The 15,455-nt window shown below is 64.5% G+C and carries 14 protein-coding genes; 2 read left to right on the top strand and 12 right to left on the bottom strand.

The window, feature by feature from the left end:
* Window positions 1-11: 11 nt before the first annotated feature.
* From PAA8504_RS06290 to PAA8504_RS06255, 7 genes are all read right to left on the bottom strand, one after another.
* Window positions 12-254, bottom strand: coding sequence for a DUF4170 domain-containing protein (locus PAA8504_RS06290; RefSeq protein WP_108893295.1), 243 nt, complete (start codon window positions 252-254; stop codon window positions 12-14).
* Between the two features lie 141 nt (window positions 255-395).
* The gene (locus PAA8504_RS06285; RefSeq protein ID WP_108893294.1) at window positions 396-2,543 is read right to left on the bottom strand and encodes a hypothetical protein; all 2,148 of its coding nucleotides are present in this window, start codon (window positions 2,541-2,543) and stop codon (window positions 396-398) included.
* A 51-nt stretch (window positions 2,544-2,594) separates the two neighbouring features.
* Window positions 2,595-3,278: a DUF998 domain-containing protein gene (locus PAA8504_RS06280; protein WP_108893293.1), complete on the bottom strand. Its 684-nt coding sequence runs from the start codon at window positions 3,276-3,278 to the stop codon at window positions 2,595-2,597.
* A gap of 48 nt (window positions 3,279-3,326) precedes the next feature.
* Window positions 3,327-4,091 carry a 3'(2'),5'-bisphosphate nucleotidase CysQ gene (locus tag PAA8504_RS06275; protein WP_108893292.1) on the bottom strand — a complete coding sequence of 255 codons (765 nt, stop codon included), beginning with the start codon at window positions 4,089-4,091 and terminating at the stop codon, window positions 3,327-3,329.
* Window positions 4,078-5,424, bottom strand: a complete 1,347-nt coding sequence (locus tag PAA8504_RS06270) for a TldD/PmbA family protein (protein WP_108893291.1) — start codon at window positions 5,422-5,424, stop codon at window positions 4,078-4,080. The genes PAA8504_RS06275 and PAA8504_RS06270 overlap by 14 nt, the downstream gene beginning before the upstream one ends.
* A 391-nt stretch (window positions 5,425-5,815) precedes the next feature.
* Window positions 5,816-6,898, bottom strand: a complete 1,083-nt coding sequence (locus PAA8504_RS06260; RefSeq protein ID WP_181375712.1) for a sensor histidine kinase — start codon at window positions 6,896-6,898, stop codon at window positions 5,816-5,818.
* Between the two features lie 94 nt (window positions 6,899-6,992).
* Window positions 6,993-8,336 carry a DUF2125 domain-containing protein gene (locus PAA8504_RS06255; RefSeq protein ID WP_108893288.1) on the bottom strand — a complete coding sequence of 448 codons (1,344 nt, stop codon included), beginning with the start codon at window positions 8,334-8,336 and terminating at the stop codon, window positions 6,993-6,995.
* A gap of 133 nt (window positions 8,337-8,469) precedes the next feature.
* Between PAA8504_RS06255 and PAA8504_RS06250 the strand changes: the two genes are divergently transcribed.
* On the top strand, window positions 8,470-9,228 hold the full coding sequence (locus PAA8504_RS06250) for an SDR family oxidoreductase (protein WP_108893528.1): 759 nt from the start codon (window positions 8,470-8,472) through the stop codon (window positions 9,226-9,228).
* A 10-nt stretch (window positions 9,229-9,238) separates the two neighbouring features.
* Window positions 9,239-9,844, top strand: coding sequence for an enoyl-CoA hydratase/isomerase family protein (locus PAA8504_RS06245; protein WP_108893287.1), 606 nt, complete (start codon window positions 9,239-9,241; stop codon window positions 9,842-9,844).
* A 116-nt stretch (window positions 9,845-9,960) separates the two neighbouring features.
* On the opposite strand, the gene PAA8504_RS22010 is transcribed toward PAA8504_RS06245, so the two are convergent.
* Genes PAA8504_RS22010 through PAA8504_RS06225 form a run of 5 tightly spaced genes read right to left on the bottom strand, consistent with a single transcriptional unit; the run spans window position 9,961 to window position 15,376 of the window.
* Complete coding sequence (locus tag PAA8504_RS22010; RefSeq protein WP_181375711.1) at window positions 9,961-10,131, bottom strand: hypothetical protein; 171 nt, start codon at window positions 10,129-10,131, stop codon at window positions 9,961-9,963.
* Window positions 10,128-11,387: a formate dehydrogenase subunit gamma gene (locus tag PAA8504_RS06240; RefSeq protein ID WP_108893286.1), complete on the bottom strand. Its 1,260-nt coding sequence runs from the start codon at window positions 11,385-11,387 to the stop codon at window positions 10,128-10,130. The genes PAA8504_RS22010 and PAA8504_RS06240 overlap by 4 nt, the downstream gene beginning before the upstream one ends.
* A gap of 3 nt (window positions 11,388-11,390) precedes the next feature.
* Window positions 11,391-11,984 carry a formate dehydrogenase FDH3 subunit beta gene (fdh3B, locus tag PAA8504_RS06235; RefSeq protein WP_108893285.1) on the bottom strand — a complete coding sequence of 198 codons (594 nt, stop codon included), beginning with the start codon at window positions 11,982-11,984 and terminating at the stop codon, window positions 11,391-11,393.
* Window positions 11,985-11,994: 10 nt separating this feature from the next.
* The gene (locus tag PAA8504_RS06230; protein WP_245897537.1) at window positions 11,995-15,138 is read right to left on the bottom strand and encodes a formate dehydrogenase subunit alpha; all 3,144 of its coding nucleotides are present in this window, start codon (window positions 15,136-15,138) and stop codon (window positions 11,995-11,997) included.
* Between the two features lie 13 nt (window positions 15,139-15,151).
* A complete protein-coding gene (locus PAA8504_RS06225; RefSeq protein ID WP_245897536.1) occupies window positions 15,152-15,376 on the bottom strand; it encodes a twin-arginine translocation pathway signal protein in 225 nt (74 codons plus the stop codon).
* Window positions 15,377-15,455 lie beyond the last annotated feature (79 nt).

The following is a 15,455-nucleotide window of genomic DNA, read 5'->3' as shown; positions in this document are numbered from 1 at the left end:
CCCCGGTGCCCTCAGCCCAGTTCCTCGGTCGGAGAGGCGGCGGTCTCCTCGTCCCGGAGGCGATGAAGATGCGCGATGTAATAGCGCATATGCGCGTTGTCGACGGTCTTTTGCGCCCAGGTTTTCCAGGCGTCGTAGGCACTTGCGTAGTCGGGGAACATGCCGACGATATGGATGTCGTCGACCTTCTTGAACGCGTTCTGGGCGGGATCGACAAGCTCTCCGCCGAAGACGAGATGCAGGCGTTGGGTCATGGGATGTCTCCTTTCGGTGCCATCTAGGCCGTCCCGCCCCCGTCCCGCAAGCGCCGGACTTGTGTCGGACCTGCGCCGGGTCTCCGTCGTGCCTGCGCCGGACACGCGCCGGACATCTGTCATGCATCTGTCGGGACGGGGTCAGGACACTTGCTGGAGCTCGGTAACCAGCCGTTGGAAAGTTGGAATCGAGGAAGCGAATTTGGCGCCCAAATATTCGTTTCCAAACCGTAACAGAAAATCCACCGACTTCTGAAGTTGCTTTAAGGCGCTGGCCGCTAGATCAGCATCATTTTTTCTACGAGCCATACCATGCAGTGCAAAGGCTTCTAAACCAAACGCATTTGCCCAGTCCAATGGAGAATTCTCAGGTCTCCAAACCTTCAAAGCGTCGCGATATGCCGCCATTGCATCCTCAAGGCTTTTCACGCCCGGCTCGCGTGCAGCGATGGCAGCAAACGCGAGACCCAAGTTCATACTCGAACGCGCGTGCTCCATCGGGATGTTCTCGAGGGTATTAACGGTAAGCGCATCCTTCAACTCCGAGACCGCCCTGTATAGGGTTCTTTGACCGGCAAGCCCTAGCTGGCGATACCCTAGTTCCGTCAAAGACGCTCCCATATTAGTCTTCAATATTGCCCAGTCGCCTGGAACCCGTTCCCTCGTCCTAACTCTCAGGGTCGCCTCGTATGCCTCAACCGCCCTAACAAGATAGTTTGATAGATTTTCGCGAATCCCAATTACGGAGAGGGCGTTTCCTAAATTCATCTGAAAGTCGCACCATACGTCGGGGTGCTTATCATGCGTCAATACCGCTAGGGCTTTCCGAAACGAGACCTCCGACTTCCTTAGCAAGTACGTTCCTTCCTCTCGAGTTCCCATATTAAACAATACACCCGCGATACTTCCTTCAACTTCAGACCATCTAATCGGCAATACATCGAGACACCATTCCTCTTGGACAGATTTGAATATCGATAAAGCTTCAGTGAAGTTTTCATCACCTCCTTCCCGCTCACCCATTACAGCTAGTGTCTGAGCAAGCTGAAACCGCAAAACCGTTATATCGTGAGTAGACAATGACGACTTGCCGGCATCGAGGGCTTCGCGGAAGGCGCTGGCCGCCTGCTTTAAAATAAATCGATCTAGGAGACGCCCCCCCAAAATATGGGAGGCAAACCCAAAGCTATACAACGCCGATACCTTTTCCTGCACATCACTCGCGCGCTCTTTCCAGACGCGGCCCAGTTCAACACAAACGCTTAGTTCTAGTCTGGTTTTATCGGCGTGATCGTCGACACCCCATTCTCGCATCTTCTGATTCATGCTCTCAAGCGACATGCGCCCGCCCGCCTCCAGATCACCCTTCTTGACCAGCAGGTCGGCGACGCGGGCGGGGTCGCGGTCGAGGGTTGCGACCTCGATCCCGCGGTCGAAGAGCTTGGTGCGGCGGGCGCGGGTTTCCTCCTCGTCGCGGGCGAGGGCGGCGTCGATCTCGTTGCCTGCGTCGGCATAGCGCGACTCTCGGGCAAGGGCGGCGACGCGGGCCATGACCTCGTCCACGAAGTCCGCGTGGTTGGACGGTGTATGACCCTCGCGCTCGACCCGTTCGGCGATCTCCACGGCACGGGCGAGTTCCTCCATCGCGGAATACGGATCATCCACATCTGCGGAAATCCGTCTTGCCAGTCGGATTACAACCGCCGCGGGAACTCCTGCCTCGACAGCTCGGTCGAAAACAGCGCTCCTGAGCTCCCGCAATTCGCTCAACAGGACTAGTACATGTTGGTTTACCGCCACGACCTCTCGCAGGGTCGTCAGGCTGCGGTCATCGCGCAGAGCGGTGCGGAATTCGTCATCCTCCGTCAGTACCCGCGCGGTTTCGGTCAAGACGAGGCCCACGACCCGGCGCGCACCCTCGCTGGTGGTGCTGTCGAGAGATCCCAATACCGGCTTGGCGATTTCTTCAGGGATCTTGTGCCAAGTTAGGGATACAAGGCTGGTGGTGTCGATCTGCCGGAACAGGTCATTGCGCAGAGTCCCGACGATGGCGGCAGCTTCGGGGATGTGCGGGGCAAGTTCGCTGTCGGAGGTCAACGCGGCCATAACGCGCTTGCCGGGGCGGTCGCGGCACCGGGAGGTCAGTTGTGCGCGGATGCTGGCCCCGCCCGCGATCAGAAGTCCGACGGGCCCGGCAACTGCCCCGAGCGTTGCTGAGCCGATCGCAGCGGCGGTCATGCCAATAACGAGGGCGGCACAGCCCTCGATCAGCTTGTCGGTGTCTTTCATCGGCAATGCCCCATCTTCCCCCAGCCTACGCTATCCGGGTGGGGGGACGGGTCAACTCTGTTGGCGGCGGCCGGTCACCCTGTGGGTCTTCTCGTAGCCGCGGGCGATGAAGAGGAAGGACAGGGGGACGGTCCAGAGGAACGAGCCGCCGATGGCGATCTTCTCGACGATGCCGTCGATGCTATCTGGGGACAGTTTGAAGGCCGCTGCGAACAGGGCCCAGATCGCGGCGGAGGCGACGAAGAGCCAACCATAGGTGGGCGAGATGCCCCCCGCCCCCTTGGCCATCACCAGCGGCCCGATCAGGTAGAGCGGGCCCAGAAGGAACGTGAGCTGGGTGTGGACGGTCATGTCGGTGCCCGGGCCGCCGACGTCGTTGAACTCGTCCCAGAGGCCCAGAAGGACCACGACCAGCGCCAGGAAAGACAGGGCGAAGACGCCCAGCGTCCAGCCGACCTTGCCCAGATGCGCATGCGCGGCGGCTATGGCGATGGCCAGCAAACCCGAGGCGTTGAGGTAGAACCCCACGTCCATGATCCGCTTGTGATCCCCGCGGGCGAGGTCGCTGATCGTATCGGCGATGAAGTCGTGATCTGCCACCGCGGTGCCCCAGACGATGGTCACGAACGGCGCGATGCAGCCCGCAAGACCCATCAGGCCGCAGAACATCAGCAACTCGGGCCGCTCCAGCGAGACGACCTCGGCTTCTTCGTGGCGGTCTTCCAGTGTAAACATTGCACCCCCATGCGGTATCGCAACACGGCTGCGCGGCAAGGGGTTCCCTCAGGCCAGCCGGGCGCGGATGGCGGCGCTGAGCGTGGGGTTGGCGGCAATGACCCCGTCGGTGGTGCGCTGAGGCGAGTTGAACAGCAGTGGACCGCCGCGGCGGTCGGTAACGGCCGCGCCGGCAGACGCGGCGATCAGGGCGCCCGCGGCGATGTCCCATTCCCAAGCGCGGTGCAGCGTCAGCATGGCGTCGGCCTTGCCTTGGGCCACGCAGGCCAGGCGATAGGCCATCGAGGGGCGGAAGGCGCGGTCGAAGGCGGGCACGCCGTCCCAGTTATGGGTGGCGAAGGCCGCCTTGTTGCCAAGGGTCCGGGCGCCGTCGGGTGCGGAATGGGTCGAGGCCTGAAGGGGGATGCCGTTGCACCACGCTCCGGTGGCGTCCGCGGTATAGGTAAGATTGCGCGCCGGAAGATGAATGACGGCGGCAGTGGGCTGGCTGCCGGTGGTCACGGCGAGGGAGACAGCCCAGGTCGGTTCCCCCTTGAGGAACGCGCGGGTGCCGTCGATGGGGTCGAGGATGAAGCAATGCTCGGCCCGCAGGCGGGTGGGGTCGTCGGGGGTTTCCTCGGACATCCAGCCATAGGCGGGGCGGGCCGATAGCAGGGCGTCGCGCAACGCCAGATCCACCGCCAGATCGGCGGCCGAGACGGGGCTGGCGTCGGTCTTGGTCCAGGTCTTGGGGTCGCGCTGCCAATGGGACAGCGCGATCTGTCCGGCTGCATGGGCCGCGTCGATCAAGAGGGCAAGGTCAGTCGCCGGCAAGGGTGATCCCGTCGATCAGAAGCGAAGGCACCCGGCGCGACAGGTGCGGACGGGCGTCGTTGGCGGGCACGATCCGGCGCAGCATGTCGGGCAGGTGGCCGGCGATGGTGATCTCGTTCACCGGATAGGCGATTTGGCCGTTCTCGACCCAGAAGCCCGAGGCTCCGCGGGAATAGTCGCCAGTGTTGGGATTGATCGTGGACCCGATGAAGGAGGTGATCAGAAGCCCGGTGCCCATCTGCGCCAGCAGGCCGGCGCGGTCCGTCTCGCCTGGCGTCAGTGTCACGTTCGTCAGGCTGGGCGATGGCGGAGCAGAGGGCGAGCGGGAGGCGTTCGCGGTCGAGGTGAGGCCCAGCTTGCGGGCGGTGGCCAGGTCCAGCGTCCAGGTGCGCAGCATGCCGCGATCCACGATGGTCCGGGGCGCGGTGGCCAGCCCCTCGGCATCGAAGGGGCGGGATCCGGCGATGCGCTTGCGGTGCGGATCCTCGGTCAGGGACAACGCCTCGGGCAGGACCTGCCGGTCCATGAGGTCGCGCGCCCATGACGAGCCGCGCGCGATGGAGGTGCCGTTGATCGCGATCAGCAGATGACCGATCAGGCTGGAGGAGATGCGTTCGTCGAACAGCACGGGATAGGTGCCGGTCTTGGCGCGGCGCGCGCCCTGCATGGCGGCGGCGCGTTCGCCGGCGAGGCGCCCGACCTCGGCCGGGTCGGGCAGGTCCGCGGCATGGGTGCGGGATTCGCCGTGATACTCACGCTCCATCTTCGTGCCCTGCCCCGAAATCGCGACGCAGGAGATCGACGCCCCGGTCCGCCGGTACCCTCCCGAGAACCCGTTGGTCGCGGCCAGATGGATGTCGCGGTCGCCCCAGGACGCTGTGGCCCCCTGCGCCTGGGTGACGCCGTCGATCTCCAGCGCGGCGGCCTCGGCTGTGCGGGCCATCTCTTCCAACCTTGCGGGATCGGGTTCGGGGCTGTCATCCGCCAACTCCAGCCCCTCGGCCGAGACGTCCTGCGCAAGTTCGGACGGATCGGCAAGGCCCGCACCCGGATCCTCGGGCGCTTCGCGAGCCATGGCGACGGCGCGTTCGGCCATCTCCGAGATCGTGCGCGGGGTCAGGTCGGACGCCGAGACGCAGGCTTGGCGTTGGCCGATCAAGACGCGCAACCCAATCTCGACCCCTTCGGAACGCTCCGCCTGTTCGAGCGTCCCGTTGCGCACGTCGATAGAGAGTGAGGCGTCGCGCACCGCGATGGCGTCGGCCGCATCCGCCCCCGCGGTCTTCGCGGCGCTGAGCAAGGCGGCTGAGAGGTCGGCGAGGCTGTCGGTCATCGATGGCGTTTCCCTGGCTGGTCCGGGGCTGGACCTAGCGCGCCCGGTGCAACGGTCCAAGCAGCGACGGCGACACGGGTGCGATGATCGCCGACCATGATATGGTCCGCCTTCCCGCCCCATATCGGCGACGCCCCCAAGGACACCCTGACGGCGTGATCTGGTTTCTGCCGGAAGACGTCGCGAGCCTGCGGAACGAGGCACGGAAGCAGAAACTGCGATTGGGGATTTTCGACCGTCGCTTTTCCCTAGCGAGTTTGGGCGCGTTCCGTATTATCTTGGAAACCGCCCCCATCGACCTGTCAGGGCCGAACACGCGCATGGAGGGCATCCGGGTTTTCGGCCACGCAACAGGTCCAGCGGCAGCTCCCCAAAACACATGCCGCCAGATCTAGGCGTCTTGCATAATGTCGAGCGTGATGATCGTTCCATGCTTCGACGAAGTCACAGTCAGATCGCCGTCCAGATACTGGACCATCGCGCCCACAATGCTGCCGCCGGCGCCGGATTTCCGTTTGCCGCCGCGCGTATTCAGAACGTCCGCCTCGTTCTCGTTCGCCTGCTTTTGGCGATCCTCGATGGACGGGGCGTTTTCCGGCCAGGTCGACCCTTCGGGCAATCCTACCCCGTCGTCCTCGACCGTCAAACGCAGCTTTCCGCGTGTCTGACGGTGGAACCTGACCTGGATGACCCCCGCGTCCCGCCCGGCAAAGGCGTGTTCGAAGGCGTTGGTCAGAAACTCGGTCAGTAGCATCCCGATGCGCGCCCCGGTCTCGATCGGCAGGTCGACCTCGTCGCAATCGACGTTCAGCCTGATCGACGAGCGACCGTCGAGCGCACCTATCGTATTTGCGACGCGGCTGAGATAGGCGCCCGCAGGAAGGCTCTCGGAATTGCCGGACACCGCGCCCGATGGGGAAAGTTCTTCGTAAAGAAGCGCGAGGCTCTGCACGCGATGGCTCAGCGCCTCGAAAGATTCCTGCGTGACTTCCCGCCTGGAATGAAGGCGGATCATGCTGACCACCATCGAGAGGTGGTTCTTCACGCGATGCTGCAACTCGGCCAGCATCTGTTCACTTTCGTCCCCGACCGAGGTTTTTTGTTCCTTTTCGGTGCCAGCTATTTCACCCTGAATTCCCAGGTAGGCTTGGACTTTACCGTCATCGTCGCGGATCGGCGCGATCACGACTCGATTGAGAAACCGCGTTCCGTCAGCCTTCTCGTTGATCAGATCGGCGGTGACATTCTTCTCTTCCGCAATCGCATCGCGGAGTTTGCGGCGCGCAACCTCATCCGTCTCGTCGCATTGCAGAAAACGGCAGTTCTTTCCCAGCACGGCATCGCGCTGGTACAGCGTGACCGCTTCGAAGGCCTCGTTCACGAATATCAGGGGATTGTCCGGAAGGTTCGGGTCGGACAGGACCATCGCCACGGGATTGTTCTCGATACTGGCCTTGAGTGATGATTTAGGCATAGGCTTTTCGTACATGGGATAAGCCACCATAGGCGGATGGCTTGCCGCTGTCGATTATCAAGATCACGAATTTGGGAGGTCCGATGCGCCTCGCCTACGGCAGTTGCATCACCACCCGGCCATTGACGCTGACCGCGCCCTGGGGGCCGATGTTGATCGTGCTTTCAAGGCTATCGTCGCCTTCGCCCGGGCGGGTGAACATGCCAAGACCCATGCGCGCGCCGATCAGCGCCCCGGTGGGAAGGGTTCCAAGCTCATCCAGGCGGTCCAGCACGCCCAATGCCCCTTCTAGAGTGAACGAGAAGGTGCCCACGGGCTTGCCGAGCGCGCCTTCGCCCGGCGTCTGGAACAGAAGGGAGCCCTGCCCCATCAGCACCGCGCCCAACGCCTCGAGCCGGAAAGCCTCGAGCGCCGCGCGTTCGGGCGCCATCTCGGCGGTGCCGGTGCGCAGGGTCTGGCCCGAAAGCTCGAGCGCCAGGTTGGCCGGGCTGCGCGACAGGGCGGCGGCGGGGTCGATCAGTTGCCACAGTTGTTCGCTGGCCGTCAGCCCGTCCATCGACATCGCGACCGAGAACGGGGCCGGCGCGTCGGTCGGGGCGGCAGGCCCGGTCAGGGCAAGCTCGACGCTTTCGATGGCCGCGCTGGCGTCGGGCAACGGAACGCTGGGACCGTCGGCCGCGATCGCGACATCCTGAAGGGATTGCTGCACGGCCAGAGTCCCGCCCGTGATCTCTACCGCGTCGCGTGTCGCGCCCGAGCGGATCGTCACGGTGGCGGCATTCTCTTGCGCCGGGGTGAAGACCTGAAGGCTTTCGGTCGATGTCAGCTCGATCACCGCGTCGGGGGGCACTTCGCCTGCGACCAGATCGGCCAGGGCCTGGATCGGACCGGCCAGCGTGAAGGCAGGTGAAGTGCGCTCGACCGTGACGGCGGGTCCGTCCTCGGTCGCGTCAGCCACCAGGCGAAGGCTGTCGGCCTCTAGATCCAGCGCGTCCGAGGCGAACAGCCCGGCAAGCCCGACCATGTCGATGGTAACCGGCTGATCGTCGATATCCGTCGCCACGGTCATCTGCGGCGCGGCCATGCGGTAGACCGGGTCGGCCGCGTCGCCTGTGGCCAGAAGCGAGGCGCCCGGCGCGGTGACCTCGGCGCTGACATCGTCGCTGACGAGGCGCCAGTCGTCGGGCAGACCCGCGCGGGTGCCCTCCCCCTCGGGGCTGAGGACAAGGCGGGCGATCTCGGCCGTGACATCCTCGATCGTCAGGCGGGCGTCGGTGACGGTCAGGGTCTCGCCATCCCGGCTGACGGTGCCGACGGCGGAAATCGCGCCCTCGTCATCCTGCCAGCTTTGCCACAGCGCCTCGGGCGTGACGGCCGCCAAGGCCGGGGCACCGGCAAGGCACAACACCAGCGGGGGAAGGTAGCGGAATGGAGACATGCTGTTGCCTTTCGGGGGCGCGTTTCTTTGCCGGACGATGGGTCGCCGGGTGGGTGCGGTCAAGGCGGCGGGTCATGGACAGCCGATCACATGCCGGTCAAAATGCGCGAAATCGCAAAGGGGGACGGGAGACATGGCAGATATGGACGGCAAGGTCGTTCTGATTACCGGGGCTAGCCGGGGGATCGGCGCGGCCGCGGCCGAAGCGTTCGCGGCGGCCGGGGCGAAGGTGTCGCTGATTGCGCGTTCGGACCGGGAGATTGCGCAGATCGCCGGAGATCTGGGGGCCGACCGGGCGCTGGCCGTGCCCTGCAACGTCACGCGTTACCGCGAAATCGAGGCCGCCATCGACGCGACCATCGACGCATTCGGCCGGCTGGACGTTCTGGTGAACAATGCCGGCGTGATCCAGCCCATCGCGATGCTGGCCGAGGCGGACCCCGAGGCATGGGGCCAAGCCATCGATATCAACCTCAAGGGCGTCTTCAACGGGATGCGCGCCGCGGCGCCGCGGATGATCGCGCAGGGCGGCGGGACGATCATCACGATCTCCTCCGGGGCGGCGCATCGTCCGCTGGAAGGATGGTCGGCCTATTGTTCCTCGAAGGCGGGGGCGAAGATGCTGACCGAGGCCGCCGATCACGAGATGCGCGGCAAGGGCCTTCGCGTCATGGGCCTGTCGCCCGGAACCGTCGCGACCGAGATGCAGCGTGAGATCAAGGGATCGGGCGTGAACCCGGTGGCGCAGCTGGACTGGGACGAACACATCCCGCCAGAATGGCCGGCAAAGGCGCTGGTCTGGATGGCGGGGGCAGCCGGCGACGATCTGTGCGGGACCGAGGTATCTTTGCGCGACGAGGGCGTCCGCCGCGCGGTCGGATTGATCGACTGAGGCGCCCCGTATGACCGTGAGGGTTGAGCGGACCGAGGGTGTCCTGCGCGTCGTGCTGGATCGGCCCGACAAGGCGAATGCGTTGACCGCCGAGATGCTGGAAGCCGTTCGGGATGCCGTGCGCGGCGCGTCAGGGGACGTGCTGATCCTGACCGGCGCGGGCAAGGTGTTCTCGGCCGGCGCGGATCTGGAGGCCGCGCGCGCGGGGCTGGCCGTCTCGCCCCTGTGGGAGGACGTGTCGGGCGCCATTGCCAAGTTTCCGGGCCTTACGCTTGCGGCGCTGAACGGGTCATGCGCGGGCGGGGCCATGGGGATGATGCTGGCCTGCGACTGCCGGATCACCGTGCCAGAGGCGTCCTTCTTCTATCCGGTGATGAAGATGGGCTACTTGCCGCAACCTTCGGACCCCGGCCGCCTTGCAGCGTTGGTCGGGCCCGCGCGCGCCAAGATGATCCTGGTAGGGGCTGCGAAGATCGGAGCGGCCGAGGCGCTGGCCATGGGGCTGGTCGATCGGATCGCCGAGGATCTGACGACGGAGATCGAGGGGCTGGCGGCCGTTGCACGGGCGGCACCGGAAGGGCACACCGCCGCGGTCAAGGCGATGATTCCGGTGTGATCCGCCCTGGCCTGTCTAGAGCCGCCGGTGTTGGCAAACTCACCGGGACGGTTTCACGGGCACATGAAAAAGGGGCGGGATCACGAAGAGCCCGCCCCTTCGTGCGTAGGGTCAGTTCAGTCGGTCTCGGTCGTGTCGCCGACGCTGGACTCGATCAAATGCTCGTTCAGTTCGAGGTTCGGACCGTCGTATTTCAGCTCGGTCGGGATGTAGAGCGTTTCCATCCCCACAAGCATGACGACGGCCAGCGCCGCCGCTGCGGCGGCGCCGGTCAGGAAGGATATCATTCTGCCGGTCCTTTCTTGCTGTCGATCTCGTTCAGCCACAGGTCATGATGCTCGGCCGCCCAATTACGATCCACGTCGCCGTTCCACATGGCCCAGAACGCGCCCTGCATCCCGATAGAGCCGATGTAAATGTGCCCCAGGATTACCGCGATCATCAGCACGGCGATGATCGCATGGATCAGCATCGTCCAGGCCATGCCGTCGATCCCGGTCCAGAAGAACGGGAACATCAGGCCGATCCCGGTCAACACCAGAAGACCGCCGCCAAGGATCACGGACCAGAAAATCAGCTTCTGCCCGGCGTTGAACTTGCGCGCCGACGGATGCAGCTCGTCCGAGAACATTCCGCCGCCCTGCTTCAGCCAAGTGACATCGAGCTTCGAGGGGAGGTTATGCTTCACCCACATCACGAACATCAGAAGGATGCCCAGTGCAAAGGGCGGGAAGAACATCATGTGCCCCCATGTGGCCAGCCATCCGGCCTGCCCAAGGAAGTCATCCCCGAAGGGCAAGATCAAACTGTCGCCATAGGCGATCACAATGCCGGTCAGCGCCAGCGCAAGGAAGGACACGCTGGTCATCCAGTGGGTCATCCGCTCGAACCATCCGAAGCGCTTGACCTTGCTGCCTGACTTGCCCGCAACGATCGGCACCCGGCCGCGCAGGGCGAGGACGGCGGCCAAAAGGAAGGCGAAGCCCAGGATCGCGAGCGCGCCCAGATGCGTCGCAATGTCGGCCATGCCAAGACGCCAGTCCCGGGCAAACGGACGCTCGAACACCTCCGCGCCGACATAGGGCAGCGACGATACGCCTTCGACCCGATCGGTGCCGCGGACCATCGCGGTTTCCCCATCGGGCGGCGACGCCCATGACCGGGTGAGGAAGGGCGAGGGGTCCTCGATCTCCTCGGTCAGGAACTGCGTTTCCGAGCCGACCTGGAAGGTGCGGTCATTCTCGGGCGAGGGGCCATAGATCTGCCGCTCGGCCTGCAAGGTCGCCCGTTCGCGCAGGATCTCGTCGGTCTGGACGCCCGACAGCCCGGTCTGCACGTCCGAAATCGGCGGTGTGCCCCAGCGGACCTCGGGGATGGTCTGGTTGTCGTTGTCGAACAGCTCGAAGAACTGGATCGCCAGCAAGACCAACAGGATCAGGGCCGCGATGGCGCCAAAGATACGATAGCCCGGGAAGCTGGGCGGGTTCTTGTGGTGCGAGCTGCCGGTGCCCCCGACGGGGTCGTTCGCGTTCATCATGGTCATCGCTTACGCCTCCTCGGGGTAGTAGGCCGTCTTCCAGCCCCAGGCGCCCGAGCCGAAGCCGCGCGACAGGACACGTTCGCGGTAGATTTCGCCGATCACCTCGCCATCGCCGGCCAGCAGCGCGCGCGTCGAGCAGACCTCGGCGCAGATGGGCAGCTTGCCCTCGGCGATGCGGTTGCGGCCGTATTTCTTGAACTCGGCCTCCGAGCCATTCTCCTCGGGACCGCCAGCGCAATAGGTACACTTGTCCATGATCCCGCGCGAGCCGAACAGCGTGGCGCGCGGAAACTGGGGCGCGCCGAACGGGCAGGCATAGAAGCAATAGCCGCAGCCGATGCAGTTGTCCTTGTCGTGCAGGACCACCCCGATATCGGTCTGGTAAAGGGTCGAGGTCGGGCAGACCGCAACGCAGGGTGCGTCGGTGCAGTGCATGCACGAAATCGCGATGGATTTCTCGCCCGGCTGGCCGTCATTGATCGTGACGACCCGGCGGCGAACCATGCCCCAAGGGACCTCGTGCTCGTTCTTGCACGAGGTGGAACAGGCGTTGCACTCGATACAGCGGTCGGTGTCGCAAAGAAATTTTACGCGTGCCATTCGTTACTCCTTACGCCTGCGTGATGCGGCAGAGGGTGGCCTTGGTTTCCTGCATCTGGGTGATGACGTCATACCCATAGGTCCAGGCGGTGTTGGCGGCTTCGCCCGCGACGACGGGGGCCGTGCCGGTGGGATAGCGATCGGTCAGATCCTCGCCCATGTAGAAGCCGGCGAAGTGGAACGGCATGAACACCGTCCCCGGGCCGACGCGCGGCGTGACCATGGCGGCCACACGGACGCGACCTTCGGGCGTCTCGACCCAGATCATGTCTCCGTCGGTGATCCCGGCGGTGCCGGCATCCTGGGGATTCAGCTCGGCGAACATCTCCTGCTGGAACTCGGCCAGCCACTTGTTCGACCGGGTCTCGTCCCCGCCGCCCTCGTATTCCACCAAGCGGCCCGAGGTCAGGATCATCGGGAATTCCTGGCTGTAGTCGTTCTCCTGGATCGACATGTACTTGACCGGCAGACGCCACAGGCGACGGTCGTCGTAGGTCGCGTATTCCGGAAGCAGGTCGCGCCGAGGCGTATACAAGGGCTCGCGGTGGATCGGCACGGGGTCGGGGAAGTTCCAGACGTAGCTTCGCGCCTTGCCGTTGCCGTAGGGCGCGAGGCCGTGGGCGATGGCAACCCGCTGAAGACCGCCCGAGAGGTCGGTCTTCCAGTTCACCCGGCGAATCCGCTCGAGCACGGGAAGTGATTGCCCTTCTGCCGGCTCGCCCTGGCTGGACAGATAGGCGCGGATCGCCGTGCGGGCGTCTTCGGGATAATCCTCGAGCATGGTCGAGAGGTTCTGGTCCACGTCGCGGGCGCGGCCGCCCTGCCCGCCCTGCCACGACCCATCGATATCGCCCGATTCCGCATCGGCGCGGGACCGTAGCTCAGACAGCGTCAGCGCGGAAATGCGCGACTGGGCTTCCTCTTCGGAGATATCGAAGAGGTCGTAGGTAAAGGCGTCGGCCCCCACCAGCGCGATGATCAGACGCTCTTTCGCGGTCAGCTCGCTTTCCCAGCCCAAGGCCTGGATCATGCCAAGCGTGATCTCGGGATAGCCGTCCTCGATCTCGGACCCTGCGGAATAGCTGTCTTCGGCCAGAAGGTTGTTGCCCTCCCATTCGACACCCCAGCGGGCGCGGAATGGCAGACCGCCTTCGGCCACCGACTTTGAGGTATCATACAGGATCGGCGTGCCGGGGTGGTTCTGTTCGGGCGTGCCCCATGCCGGCCAGGGCAGGCAGAAGTATTCACCTTCGACTTCGGTCCCTTCCTTACCCAGAAGGGTGGTCGAATCGAAGTTCTCCTGCTGGCGCATGTGGCGCTTCAGACGCTCGGGGCTCTGACCGGTATAACCGATGGTCCAGGTGCCCTTGTTGATCTCGCGCAGTACGGATTCAGCCTGCGGGTTCTTGTCGACGACTTCGATATGCTTGAACATCTCGTCGGCGAAGCCCAGTGCCTCGGCCAGGCGATAGGTGATCTCGTAATCCGTCTTGGATTCGAACAGCGGGTCGAACACCTTGTCGCGCCACTGGACCGAACGGTTGGAGTTCGTCACCGAGCCGTCCGCTTCGGCCGTGGTGGCCGCGGGCAGCAGGTACACGTTGTCCTGTTTGTTGGTCATGATCGCGACCTGCGTCGGGTGCGGGTCGATCACGCACAGCAGATCAACGGCGTCCAGCGCCTTCATCTGGTCGGGACCGCGCGCGATGGAATTCGCGGCGTGGCCCCAGAACATCATCGCTTTGACCGGGTTCGGCTGATCCAGGCTTTCGGGATTCTCGTTGATCGCGTCCATGTAGCGCGACAGAGGCATCCCGGCCGTTTCCATCAGGTCCTTCGAGGCGAACTTGTCCTGAAGGTACTGATAGTCGGTGTCCCAGACGCGGGCCCAGTGGCGCCAGGCGCCTTCGGCCAGGCCGTAATAGGCCGGCAGGCTGTCCACCGCGACGCCAAGGTCGGTCGCGCCCTGCACGTTGTCATGGCCGCGGAAGATGTTCGCGCCACCGCCGGTCTTGCCGATATTGCCCAGCACAAGCTGCAGGATCGACGCGGCGCGGGTGTTGGACGAACCGATGGTGTGCTGGGTCAGACCCATGCACCAGATCAGCGTGCCGGGACGGTTCTCGGCCAGGGTGCGGGCGATGCTGCGGACCTGATCGGCCGGGATGCCCGACACATGCTCGACCTCCTCGGGGGTCCACTTCTCGGCCTCCTCGCGGACGGCTTCGATGTTCCAGACGCGCTGGTCGAGGTATTCCTGATCCTGCCACCCGTTCTCGAAAATTTCGCGGACAAGGCCCCACAGAAGGGCGATGTCGGTGCCGGGGCGGATGCGGACATACTCGTCGGCGTGGGCCGCGGTGCGCGTGAAGCGGGGATCGACAACGATCATCTTGGCGCCGTTCTCGCGGCCGCGCAGCACGTGCAGCATCGAGACGGGGTGCGCCTCGGCGGGGTTGCCGCCGATCAGAAAGATCGACTTGGAATTGCGGATGTCGTTGAACGTGTTCGTCATCGCGCCGTAGCCGAACGTGTTGGCCACGCCCGCAACGGTGGTCGAGTGACAGATCCGCGCCTGATGGTCGACGTTGTTCGTACCCCAGTATGCGGCGAATTTGCGGAACAGGTATGCCTGCTCGTTCGAGAACTTGGCCGAGCCCAGCCAATAGGCGCTATCGGGGCCGTACTGATCGCGGATGTCGACCAGCTTCTGGCTGATCTCGGTGATGGCCTGGTCCCAGGTGATCCGGGTCCATTCGCCGCCGACGCGCTTCATCGGGTATTTCAGGCGACGCTCGCCGATGGCGATCTCGCGCATCGCGGCACCCTTGGCGCAGTGGGTGCCCTGGTTGATCGGCGATTCGAAGGCGGGCTCCTGCCCGACCCAGACGCCGTTATCGACCTCGGCCCACATCGAACACCCGACCGAGCAAAACTGGCAGATGGTCTTCTTGAATTCGGGCAGGGTCTCGGCTTCTTCGGCGGTCTGCGCGGTGGCAGTGCGGCGCGCGCCGCCCAGGGCCGCAAGGCCAAGACCCGCAACGCCCGACGCTTGAAGGAACCCGCGGCGCGACAAGGCGCTGTCGGGGACCTGCTGGGCGGGGTGTTCTCCGCGCGACCGGGGCGTGGTGCGGGTGGATTTACGCTTCAGCATGGGAAAACCTCGATCAGCTACGGGCCAGCGCGTAGTATGCGCGGGTATGGGGTGTATCCTTCAGAACCACCTTGCGGGGGTCACTGTTATCCGCCGCAACCGGCTCAGCCGCGTCGGCGGATTGGCCCATGGCCGTTGCAGCCCCCGCAAGCGCGGTTCCCAGAAGCACATTTCTTCGGGATAACTTCTTGTCTTCGGCCATGACAAACTCCTCCAACTCTCGGAACGACCCGGGCATTCTGGCCTCATTATGAGGCATACGTGTAGGGTGGAAAGGGAAAAACTCCGTGACTTGATCACGAATTATCCCGTGTAAA

The sequence above is a fragment of the Palleronia abyssalis genome, from assembly GCF_900302445.1.
GTDB classification, from domain to species: Bacteria; Pseudomonadota; Alphaproteobacteria; order Rhodobacterales; family Rhodobacteraceae; genus Palleronia; species Palleronia abyssalis.
This window is presented reverse-complemented; position numbering and strand designations above follow the sequence as displayed.

Coding starts and splice junctions, on each gene's coding strand:
- PAA8504_RS06290 (WP_108893295.1), bottom strand. CDS start 254: ATGACCCAACGCCTGCATCTCGTCTTCGGCGGAGAGCTTGTCGATCCC.
- PAA8504_RS06285 (WP_108893294.1), bottom strand. CDS start 2,543: ATGAAAGACACCGACAAGCTGATCGAGGGCTGTGCCGCCCTCGTTATT.
- PAA8504_RS06280 (WP_108893293.1), bottom strand. CDS start 3,278: ATGTTTACACTGGAAGACCGCCACGAAGAAGCCGAGGTCGTCTCGCTG.
- PAA8504_RS06270 (WP_108893291.1), bottom strand. CDS start 5,424: ATGACCGACAGCCTCGCCGACCTCTCAGCCGCCTTGCTCAGCGCCGCG.
- PAA8504_RS06260 (WP_181375712.1), bottom strand. CDS start 6,898: ATGCCTAAATCATCACTCAAGGCCAGTATCGAGAACAATCCCGTGGCG.
- PAA8504_RS06255 (WP_108893288.1), bottom strand. CDS start 8,336: ATGTCTCCATTCCGCTACCTTCCCCCGCTGGTGTTGTGCCTTGCCGGT.
- PAA8504_RS06250 (WP_108893528.1), top strand. CDS start 8,470: ATGGCAGATATGGACGGCAAGGTCGTTCTGATTACCGGGGCTAGCCGG.
- PAA8504_RS06245 (WP_108893287.1), top strand. CDS start 9,239: ATGACCGTGAGGGTTGAGCGGACCGAGGGTGTCCTGCGCGTCGTGCTG.
- PAA8504_RS22010 (WP_181375711.1), bottom strand. CDS start 10,131: ATGATATCCTTCCTGACCGGCGCCGCCGCAGCGGCGGCGCTGGCCGTC.
- PAA8504_RS06240 (WP_108893286.1), bottom strand. CDS start 11,387: ATGACCATGATGAACGCGAACGACCCCGTCGGGGGCACCGGCAGCTCG.
- fdh3B (WP_108893285.1), bottom strand. CDS start 11,984: ATGGCACGCGTAAAATTTCTTTGCGACACCGACCGCTGTATCGAGTGC.
- PAA8504_RS06230 (WP_245897537.1), bottom strand. CDS start 15,138: ATGCTGAAGCGTAAATCCACCCGCACCACGCCCCGGTCGCGCGGAGAA.
- PAA8504_RS06225 (WP_245897536.1), bottom strand. CDS start 15,376: ATGCCCGGGTCGTTCCGAGAGTTGGAGGAGTTTGTCATGGCCGAAGAC.